The organism is Geodermatophilus sp. SYSU D00779, assembly GCF_054050595.1.
The window spans coordinates 1-10,032 of the sequence record NZ_JBJGZQ010000059.1 but is presented as its reverse complement, the minus strand read 5'-3'; the positions used below and the strand labels follow the sequence as shown (position 1 = coordinate 10,032).

General features: G+C 74.8%; 7 protein-coding genes. 3 read left to right on the top strand and 4 right to left on the bottom strand.

Going from position 1 to position 10,032, the window contains the following annotated elements; all coding sequences use genetic code 11:
* Window positions 1-222: 222 nt before the first annotated feature.
* The 3 genes from ACI79G_RS24715 to ACI79G_RS24705 form a co-directional block, all read right to left on the bottom strand.
* Window positions 223-1,545 carry an ABC1 kinase family protein gene (locus ACI79G_RS24715; protein ID WP_456883682.1) on the bottom strand — a complete coding sequence of 441 codons (1,323 nt, stop codon included), beginning with the start codon at window positions 1,543-1,545 and terminating at the stop codon, window positions 223-225.
* 118 nt (window positions 1,546-1,663) lie between these two features.
* Entirely contained in the window at window positions 1,664-2,731 is a 1,068-nt protein-coding gene (locus ACI79G_RS24710; RefSeq protein ID WP_456883681.1) for a ThiF family adenylyltransferase, read from the bottom strand.
* A 173-nt stretch (window positions 2,732-2,904) separates the two neighbouring features.
* A complete protein-coding gene (locus tag ACI79G_RS24705) occupies window positions 2,905-3,057 on the bottom strand; it encodes a DUF5679 domain-containing protein (protein ID WP_012950213.1) in 153 nt (50 codons plus the stop codon).
* 384 nt (window positions 3,058-3,441) lie between these two features.
* Between ACI79G_RS24705 and ACI79G_RS24700 the strand changes: the two genes are divergently transcribed.
* The gene (locus tag ACI79G_RS24700) at window positions 3,442-4,101 is read left to right on the top strand and encodes a M48 metallopeptidase family protein (protein ID WP_456883680.1); all 660 of its coding nucleotides are present in this window, start codon (window positions 3,442-3,444) and stop codon (window positions 4,099-4,101) included.
* Between the two features lie 231 nt (window positions 4,102-4,332).
* On the opposite strand, the gene ACI79G_RS24695 is transcribed toward ACI79G_RS24700, so the two are convergent.
* Window positions 4,333-5,694 (bottom strand): zinc-dependent metalloprotease, encoded by a 1,362-nt coding sequence (locus ACI79G_RS24695; RefSeq protein ID WP_456883679.1) that lies wholly within the window; start codon window positions 5,692-5,694, stop codon window positions 4,333-4,335.
* A gap of 116 nt (window positions 5,695-5,810) precedes the next feature.
* Between ACI79G_RS24695 and ACI79G_RS24690 the strand changes: the two genes are divergently transcribed.
* Together ACI79G_RS24690 and ACI79G_RS24685 are read left to right on the top strand one after the other, a co-directional pair.
* Complete coding sequence (locus ACI79G_RS24690; protein ID WP_456883678.1) at window positions 5,811-6,833, top strand: YlbL family protein; 1,023 nt, start codon at window positions 5,811-5,813, stop codon at window positions 6,831-6,833.
* A gap of 204 nt (window positions 6,834-7,037) precedes the next feature.
* A complete protein-coding gene (locus ACI79G_RS24685) occupies window positions 7,038-9,989 on the top strand; it encodes a UPF0182 family membrane protein (protein ID WP_456883677.1) in 2,952 nt (983 codons plus the stop codon).
* Window positions 9,990-10,032: the final 43 nt, after the last annotated feature.

Here is a 10,032-nt window from a genome sequence, read left to right as displayed (position 1 = left end):
GGGGGCGCCCCCCCGCCCGGGGGGCGGGGAGTAGTCCTCACCCCGCCCCCCCGCCAGGCCCCCCCGCCCGGCCGGCCGCGGGCCCCCCCCCCCCGCGCCCCCCCCCCCCCCCCCCCCCCGGCCGAGGCCGGGTCCGGACGCTCCCGGTGCGTCCGGACCCGGCCTCCTGTCGTCTCCAGCCCCCGCAGGGTCCCGCCGCGGGGGGCGGGGGTCGTGCGGCACCTACTCCGTGAAGCCGGGCAACCACGCCTCGAGCACGCTGCGGTAGTCGTCACCCGCGTCGAGCTGGCAGAGCACCCCGATCGACCCGATGGTCACCCGGTGGATGAGCAGGTAGGCGGGCGGCAGGTTGAGCATGCGGCCCAGCCGGTTGGCCTCGCTGCGCGGATCGGCCAGGCGGGCGGCCTGCTCCTGCATCCAGGCGCGGGTGAAGCGGAAGTAGGGGCTCTGGATGGGCTCCAGCAGCGGCAGCAGGTAGTCGAGGACACCCTGGGCGTCCACCTCGACGCCGGGCCGGACGAAGCCCTCGACCCGCAGGTCGGCGAGCACGTCCTCCGCCCGGCCCTCCAGCGCCCAGCGCACCAACCGCCCGATCGGCTCGGGGAGGCCGTCGGGCAGGCGCGCGGTGGCGCCGAAGTCGATGACGCCGAGCCGTCCGTCCTCCAGCAGCCGGAAGTTGCCCGGGTGCGGGTCGGCGTGCAGCAGCCGGGCGCGCTGCGGCCCGGAGAAGTTGAGCACCGCCATGAGGTGGCCGGCCCGGTCCCGCTGCTCCCGGGTCCCGGTCGCGATGATCCGGGACAGCGGCGTCCCCTCGAGCCACTCCGAGACGATCACCTTCGGCGCGCTGGCCACCACCCGGGGGACGACGATCTCGGGGTCGTCGGCGTACGCGGCGGCGAAGGTCCGCTGGGAGTCGGCCTCCAGGCCGTAGTCCAGCTCCTCGACCACCCGGGCCTTGAGCTCGGTGATGAGCGGCTTGACGTCCAGGCCGGGGAACAGCGCGGCGAACAGCCGGGCGAAGCGGGCCAGCTGGTTCAGGTCGGCCATCAGCGCGGTCGCCGCACCCGGGTACTGGATCTTCACGGCGACGTCCCGGCCGTCCCGCCAGGTCGCCCGGTGCACCTGCCCGATGCTCGCCGCGGCCGCCGGCGCGTCGTCGAACTCCTTGAAGCGCGTGCGCCACGAGCCGCCGAGCTGCTGCGCGAGCACCGCGTGGACGGTGCGCGCCGGCATCGGCGGCGCCTCCTCCTGCAGCTTGACCAGCGCTTCCCGGTACGGGGCGGCGACCTCCTCGGGCACGGCCGCCTCGAACACCGAGAGCGTCTGCCCGAGCTTCATCGCCCCGCCCTTGAGCTGCCCGAGGACGGCGAACAGCTGCTCGGCGGTGCGCTGCTGCAGCTCCGCGGTCACCGCATCGGCGGGGCGGCCGGACAGCCGTTTGCCGATGCCCAGGGTGGCCCGACCGGCCGCCCCCAGCGGCAGCGAGGCCAGTCGTGCGGTCCGTGAGACCGAGCCTCGTGGGATCCCCCGGCCAGGCTCGGTCACGTACTCCTCCTCGGCGTCCAGTCGTCCGCGGTCGCGGCGGCACCGGCCCCGTCCGGGCCCGGAGGCGCACTCGCCGACCATTGTCCCCCGATCGGCGCCGGTACCGCTGACGGAGCGGTCAGGACCCCTCCTCGCCGTCGGGCACGCACCCGCAGCCGGGGTGGGCCGGCCACCGGCGGGCGCGGGGCAGCAGGTCCGGCGGGCTCAGCTCCACCGTCGTCCCGACGGCGAGCGGCGCCCCCGTGCCGTCGAGCAGCGCCAGGACCTGCACCGTCGCCGTGACCACGGTCGCCAGGCAGGTCACCGTGGCCCCGCCCGGTGGTGCCTCGGCCGCGGTGAGCTGGGCGGCCACCGCCGGCCACCGCGGGTCGACGTCCCGGCGGTGCAGGTCCGCGCAGCGCAGGCAGCCCGTCGCCCCGGGCACGACCAGCGGCCCCACCACGCCGGTCTCCCCGCGGACCGTCGCCACCAGGTGCGGCACCCCGCGCCGCTGCAGGTCGGCCGCGAGCGGGTCCGACGCCGCCCAGGGCCGGGTCAGCACCACCAGGTCGACCGGAGCGCCGGCCGGCAGGGGCCGCAGGTCGGTGAGCGGGCTGACGCGGCGCACGGCGTCGGCGGCGGCCAGCGCGCGCGGGCGGCCCTCGTCGTCGGCGCCGAGCCCTCCGACGACGGCGTCCCCGGCCGTGGCCAGCCCGTCGTCCCGGACGCTCACCCGGCCCACGCCGCTGGCGGCGAGCACGGCGGCGAGCGGGACGCCGACCCGCGTCGCGCCGTCGACGACGACGGTCGCTGCCCGGCGCGTCCGCCAGCGCGAGCCGGACTCCCGGCCCGTAGCGGTGGGCAGCTCGGTCCGCGTGCGGGCGGCGGCGGCCGGCCCGACGGCGGAGGCCAGCAGGTCGGCGGGGTCGAGGTCGACCAGCAGCCCGGTGGTGCGCAGACCGTCGAGGACGGCGCTCAGCGCGGCGGCGTCGTGGCCGGCGAGGGCTGCCTCGGCGAGGACGGCACGCTCGGTGCGGCGGCCGTCCAGGTCGCGCAGCAGGGTGGTGAGCCCGGCGGCACCGGGAGAGACGAGCAACCCGTCGGTGGAGTCGGCGCCGCCGATCTGGACGTCCTCGGCACCGTCCGGCCCGGCGAGGCGCAGCAGCGGGACGCTCGGGGGCAGCAGGGGGTGCGCGGTGTCGGCCACCGGCGCAGGGTGCCAGCGCACCCGCCCGGCGCGCTCCGTCCGTCCACAGGCGCCGGAGACGACGGACGGCGGCGCCCGTCGTGCGGGCGCCCGCCGTCCGTGGTGACGTGCTGGAACGGCCCCCTGGAGGCCGCCGCGAGCTCGCGAGTGGCGGGGGGCAGAGGCGTCCCTGGTCAGGCCTTGCCGAGGATCCGGTTCATCTTGGTGCCGCAGACGGGGCAGGTGCCCTGCGCCATGCGACGGCCGGACTCGCTGACCTTCACCTCGCCGTCGAAGTCGCGCTTCTCCTTGCACTTCACGCAGTAGCCGTTGTAGCTCTCCGCCACGGTGCCTCCTCGTCTCCGGTCCGCTCGGCGTCCCCGCGCGGGGTGCCGTCCTGCCGAACGCTACCGGGGCGCGCCGCGGTTCCCCGTAGGCCGGCCGCCTCGACCCGGCGCACTGCCCACAGCCTGTGGACAGACCTGTGGAACACGTGGGGACCGGGTGGGGTGTCGCTGTGCGCGGCCGGGGGACAGGTCGCCGGGGGCTCTCCGGGGGAAGTCGGGAAAGGCCCGTCCCACCTGCGGTGACGCCCGTGGCGTCCCCTGTGGACGACGGCCCGCGGGCCCGTCCCCGGACCGGGCGGGCCCGTGTCCACCGTCCGTGCGACATGCGCCCGCGAGGGTGTGGCCGCCGGAGCGCACCCGCACCGTGGGAACTACGGTTCCCCCGTGCCCGGAACGCCTCCCGACACCCAGCGTGGCCCCGTCCCCGACCCCGCGGCGTGGGAGGACGTGCGGAGCACCCGCGCCGTCCCCGCCGACCGGTCGGTGCGGACGGCGCGTGCCGCGCTGCCCGAGGAGGTCGTCGAGGTCCGGCGCAGCAGCCGCCGGCGGCGGACGGTGACCGCCTACCGGGAGTCCGGGCGCACCGTCGTGCTGATCCCGGCGGCGTTCAGCCGGGCCGAGGAGCAGCGCTGGGTGGCGCAGATGGTCGCCAAGCTGCAGACCCGCGAGGAGCGGCGGCGCCGGTCCCTCGGTGGGGACGACGAGCTGATGGCCCGCGCGCGGGCGCTGTCGGCGGCCCACCTCGACGGGGTGCCGCAGCCGGCCAGCGTGCGGTGGGTGGACAACCAGAACCGCCGCTGGGGGTCGTGCACGCCCGCCGACCGCACCATCCGGCTCTCCAGCCGGCTGCGCGCGATGCCTGAGTACGTCGTCGACTACGTGCTCGTGCACGAGCTGGCGCACCTGGTGGAGCCGGGCCACGACGCGCGCTTCTGGTCCCTGGTGGCGCGCTACCCGCGCGCCGAGCGGGCGCGCGGGTTCCTCGAGGGCGTCGAGGTGGGCGCCGCGCACGGCGCGCCGCTCACCGGGGACGAGCTGGTCTGACGGAGGACCCCGTCCTCCCCACCCTCCGCAGGCTCGGGGCGGGCCCGGGACGGGGCGGCTCCTGGGTCCTCTCGCACCCTCCGGGACGCCGAGGAGGGGGCCGGCCGCTCCCCGTGTCCCGATCGGGGAGCCTGCGGGCTCCCGCGATCGGTCCACCCCAGCTGTCCGCCGTCCCCGACCTCAGTCGGCTGGCCCCGCGTCAGACGTCTCCGGCGCACCCCGCCCTCGGGCTCAGGACCCGGTGCCGTCGCCGTCGTCCTCCGTCTCCGGCTTCTCGGCGTCGTCGGCGGTGAGGGTGCGCAGCTCGTCGTCGGCGCCCTGACGGGCGACGAAGTCCAACGGCTCGTCGAGGTCCTCCGACGTCGGCAGCAGGTCGGGGTGCGACCACAGCCGGTCGCGCTCGGCGTTGCCGTGCTGCTGCGCCATCGCGCCCCACACGGTGGCCGCGTCGCGCAACCGCCGCGGCCGCAGTTCCAGGCCCACGAGGGTGGCGAAGGTCTGCTCGGCCGGGCCGCCGGAGGCCCGGCGGCGGCGCATCGTCTCGGCCAGCGCGCCGTGTCCGGGCAGCCGGTCGCCGGCGGCCTGGGCCACCACGCTGTCGACCCAGCCCTCGACCAGGGCCAGCAGCGTCTCCAGCCGGCGCAGCGCGGCCTGCTGCTCGGGGGTCTCCTCGGGCTCGAGCAGCCCGCTGCCCAGCAACGCCTGGATGCCCTCGGGGTTGGTGGGGTCGATCCCGCCCATCGAGCCCATCGCCTCGTTGATGCCGCGCTCGATCGCCTCACGGTCGACGTGGATGCCCCGCGCATAGGCGTGGACGGCGTCGTGCAGCTGCTGGCGCAGCCACGGCACGTGCACGAACAGCCGCTGGGACGCGGCCTCGCGCAGCGCGAGGAACAGCCGCACCTCGTCGGCCGGGCGGTCGAGGCCGGCGGCGAACTCGGACACGTTCTGCGGCAGCAGGACGCCGGCACCGGCCGGGGCCAGCGGGATGCCGATCTCACTGCTGGTGAGCACCTCGCCGGAGAGCCGGCCGAGGGCCTGGCCGACCTGGGCGCCGAACATCAGGCCGCCCATCCGGCCCATGATCCCGGCCAGCGGGCCGGCCATCGCGGCCGCCTCGGCGGGGAGGGCGCTGGTCATGGCGCCGACGACGCGCTCGGCGAGCGGGTCGATGAGGCTGCTCCAGGCGGGCAGCGTCTGCTCCACCCACTCCACCCGGGACCAGGCGAGCGGGCGGTCCACGCCGGAGGGCAGCTCGGTGACCTGGTCCAGCCACAGGTCGGCCAGGCGCAGGGCGTCGGCGACGGCGGCGCGCTCGGCGTCGGACGTCGGCTGCGACCCGGCGGCCAGCGAGCTGATCGCGCCCTGCCGCGCCAGGTCCCAGTTGACCGGCCCGCCGGACCAGGTCATCAGCTTCTGCAGCTCGGCGAACAGCGGCATCTTGGCGAGCAGCTCCTCCGGCGTCCCCCCGCCGCCGGCGCCGCCGAACAGAGCGCCGAACCCGAAGGGGTCGTTGCCGGCGCCGGACCCGGGCTGGTCGCGACGCTCGGGGTCGCGGTCGGGGAGGCCGAAGCCGAACGGGAGATCGCTCATGCCACCACGGTAGCCGCGCAGTCCCCCGGCGGACGCCCCGTCCGCCGGGAGCGCAACGGTGCAGGTCCCGCCGCAGCGACGGCTCCGTCCAGGGGGGCCACATAAGCTCGCCGGTCGTGACCCGTCGGATGGCCGTCCTCAGCGTCGGTGTGGTGCTGCTGGTGGTCTTCGGCGTGCTCGGCGCAGCGGTACCGGTGCCCTACGTCGCGCAGGTCCCCGGGCCTACGTTCGACACGCTGGGCGAGGTCGAGGGGGAGCCGATCATCAGCGTCGAGGGCCGCGACCGGAACGAGGCCGAGGGGGAGCTGGTCCTCACCACCGTCGGCGTCAGCCGGGCCGGGCTCAGCCTGGTCGAGGCGGTGCAGGGCTGGTTCGACAGCGAGGTCAGCGTCGTCCCCGAGGAGACCGTCTACCCGCCGGGGCGCAGCGAGCAGGAGACCCGCGACGCCAACCGGCAGGCCTTCCTCACCTCGGAGGAGGCGGCCGAGGCCGCAGCGCTGGCCCAGCTCGGCTACCCCGTGAAGGTGGTCGTGCGCGGGTTGTCCGACGACTCGCCGGCCGAGGGGCGGCTCCAGGAGGGGGACGCGATCGAGAGCGTCGGCGGCCGGCCGACGCCCGACCTCGCGACGCTGGACGCCGTCCTGCAGGCCATCCCCGGCGGCACGACGGTGCCGGTCGCGTACACGCGCCTGGGGCAGCCGGGGACGGCGACGGTCACCACGCGGGCTGCGGACGACAAGGAGGGCTCGCTGCTGGGCGTCCTGGTCCGCGAGCAGCCCACGGCACCCTTCGACGTCGACATCGCCGTCGAGGACGTCGGTGGCCCTTCGGCCGGGCTGATGCTGACCCTCGGCATCCTCGACCTGGTCGGCGACACCGACCTGACCGGCGGGGCCACGGTGGCCGGCACCGGGACCATCGACGCCAACGGGCGGGTCGGCCCGATCGGCGGCATCCAGCTGAAGATGATCGCCGCCGAGGAGATCGGCGCGGAGCTGTTCCTCGTCCCGGCCGACAACTGCGCCGACGCCCTCGCCGCTCCGCAGCCGGGCCTCACCCTCGCCCGGGTGTCCGACCTCGACCAGGCCATGGCGGCGCTCGAGGACCTCCGCGCCGGGCGGACCCCGCAGCTCTGCTGACGCCGCCCCGGCGACACGAACGTCCCCGGGTGGGGGAAGCTGTCGGCCGGAGCGGGCGTCCGGGGAACCCGGCACGGTCCCGAGCGTTGGTCTGATCGACCGGATCGGTGCCCGGGGGCCCGAGCCGGAGCCGGCCGACCGACCGTGGCCGACACCGTTCGTGGCGCTCCGTCACGACCGCAACTGAAGGAGACCCTCGTGGCCATGCGGCCCCCCGTGTCCGTGCCGACCCTGTCGCGGCGCGCGAAGGTGGTCATCGGGGCCATCGCCGTCCTGCTGGTGCTCTTCACGGCCATCGGGACGCTCACCAACGTCTACGTCGACTACCTCTGGTTCGACGAGACCGGGTTCACCGAGGTCTTCTGGACCGAGCTGCAGACCCGCGCCCTGCTCTTCGCCGTGGCCGGGGTGGCCACCGGCGGCCTCACGGCGCTGGCGATCTACCTGGCCTACCGGTTCCGCCCCACGTTCCGGCCGATGTCGCTGGAGCAGCAGAACCTCGAGCGCTACCGGCAGTCGATCGAGCCGCGCCGCACCCTGGTGCTCACCTCGGTCGCCGTCGTGCTGGGCCTCTTCGCCGGGTTCACCGCGCAGGGCAGCTGGGAGACCTGGCTGCAGTTCCGCAACAGCACCGACTTCGGCCGGACCGACCCCCAGTTCGGCCTGGACATCTCGTTCTTCGTCTTCGACTACCCCTTCTACCGGCTGCTGCTGAGCTTCGGCTTCGCGATCGTGATCCTCGCGCTGATCGGCTCGCTGCTCACCCACTACGTGTTCGGCGGCCTGCGGCTGCAGACCCCGGGGCAGAAGCTGACCGGCGCGGCCATGGTGCAGCTCTCGGTGCTGCTCGGGCTGTTCGTCGCGCTCAAGGCGGTCGCCTACTGGCTGGACCGCTACGCGCTGGTCTACTCCGACCGCGGCGGCCTGTTCACCGGCGCCAGCTACACCGACGTGAACGCGCTGCTGCCGGCCAAGACGATCCTGGTCTTCGCCGCGGCCGTCTGCGCGATCGCGTTCTTCGCCAACATCGTCGTCCGGAACTTCCGGCTGCCGGCCGCGGCGCTGGTGCTGCTGCTCATCTCCAGCTTGGTGATCGGCGTGGCCTACCCGGCGATCGTGCAGCAATTCATCGTCCGGCCCAGCGCCGACCAGCGCGAGGCCGACTACATCGCCCGCGCGATCGAGTCGACCCGCGAGGCCTACGGCCTGACCGACGTGGAGTACGTCCAGTACGCCCAGCAGGAGACCGGCGAGCAGGTCGACCCCGCCGCGGCCCTGGCCGAGCTGCGCAACGACACCGAGACGATCCCCAACGCCCGGCTGCTGGACCCCAACGTCCTGTCCGACACGTTCACCGCGCGCCAGCAGATCCGCAACGTCTACGGCTTCCCCGAGAAGCTCGACATCGACCGCTACACGATCGGCGGCGAGACGCAGGATTACGTGGTGGCGGTCCGCGAGCTCAACAGCCAGGGGCTCAGCGAGAACCAGGACACCTGGATCAACCGGCACACCGTCTACACCCACGGCAACGGGTTCGTGGCCGCGCCGGCCAACGAGGTCGTCGCCGGCCAGGAGGGCGGCGAGCCCCGCTTCACCACCCGGGACCTGCCGACCCGCGGCACCATCGAGGTCAGCGACGACGGCGCGCGGATCTACTACGGCGAGCTGATGCGGGACTACTCGGTCGTCGGCGCCCCCGAGGGTGCCGAGCCGCGGGAGTTCGACCTGCCCGAGGGCAGCGACGGCGAGGGCCAGATCAACAACACCTACGACGGCCGGGGCGGCGTCGAGATCGGCAGCTTCTTCCGGCAGCTGACCTTCGCGATCTTCTACCGGGAGCGGAACTTCCTGCTCTCCAGCGCCGTCAACGACGCCTCCAAGGTCCTCTACGTCCGCGACCCGCTGGACCGGGTGGAGAAGGCCGCGCCCTTCCTCACCGTGGACGGCGACCCGTACCCCGCGGTCATCGACGGCCGGGTGACGTGGATCCTCGACGGCTACACCACCTCGGGCTCCTACCCGTACTCCGAGCAGATGGAGCTGGGCGAGGCGGCCGCCGACGCGCTGACCGGCACCGGGACGACGGCGCTGCCGAACGAGACGTTCAACTACATCCGCAACTCGGTGAAGGCCACCGTTGACGCCTACGACGGCACGGTCACGCTCTACGAGTGGGACACCGGGGACCCGGTCCTGCAGACCTACATGAAGGCCTTCCCCGGCCTGGTCGAGCCGCGTGAGGAGATGTCCCCGGACCTCGTCGGTCACGTGCGCTACCCGGAGGACCTGTTCAAGGTGCAGCGGGACATCCTGACCCGCTACCACGTCAGCGACCCGGGCGACTTCTACAGCGGCAACGACCGCTGGGCGGTCCCGGCCGACCCGACGCAGGACACCCAGGAGCCGCAGCCGCCGTACTACATCCTGGCCCAGCGGCCGGGCGACCCGCAGGCGAGCTTCCAGCTGACCAGCGCGCTCAACGCCTTCCGCCGGGAGAACCTGTCGTCGTTCGTGTCGGCCTCCAGCGCGCCGGAGACCTACGGGCAGATCCAGGTGCTGACCCTGCCGGGCAACACACCGTTCCGGGGTCCGCAGCAGGTGCAGCAGTCGTTCATCACCAACAACCAGGTGCGGCCGGACCTCACGCTGTTCAACAGCGCGGAGTCGCGGGCGGTGTTCGGCAACCTGCTCACCCTGCCCATCGGCGACAACGGCCTCCTCTACGTCGAGCCGCTGTACGTCGAGGGCACGGGGGAGAACTCCTTCCCGCTGCTGCAGAAGGTGCTGGTCAACTACGGCGACCGGGTCGGGTACGCCAACACCCTGGCCGAGGCGCTGGACCAGGTGTTCGGCGCCGGTGCGGGCGAGGCCGCCGTCGACAACGAGGACGCCCCCGCCCCCACCGACCAGCCGGATGCGCCGGCGACGCCGACCCCGCCCCCGCCGGCGGACGGCGGGACGGAGACGCCGAGCACGCCGGAGATGCAGCAGGCGGTCGAGGCGATCAACAACGCCCTGGCGGCGCTGCAGACCGCGCAGCGCAACGGCGACTTCGCCGGACAGGGTCAGGCCCTCGAGGACCTGCAGGAGGCCGTCACGGCGTACCAGACCGCGCAGGCGCAGGCCGCCCAGGCGACGACACCGGGCGGGTGAGCGTCGACCGGCGTGGGCCCCACCTCTGTGGTGGGGCCCACGC

What these genes read in the sequence shown, in the direction of transcription:
- ACI79G_RS24695 (WP_456883679.1), bottom strand. Translation starts at nt 5,694, where the DNA reads ATGAGCGATCTCCCGTTCGGCTTCGGCCTCCCCGACCGCGACCCCGAG.
- ACI79G_RS24685 (WP_456883677.1), top strand. Translation starts at nt 7,038, where the DNA reads ATGCGGCCCCCCGTGTCCGTGCCGACCCTGTCGCGGCGCGCGAAGGTG.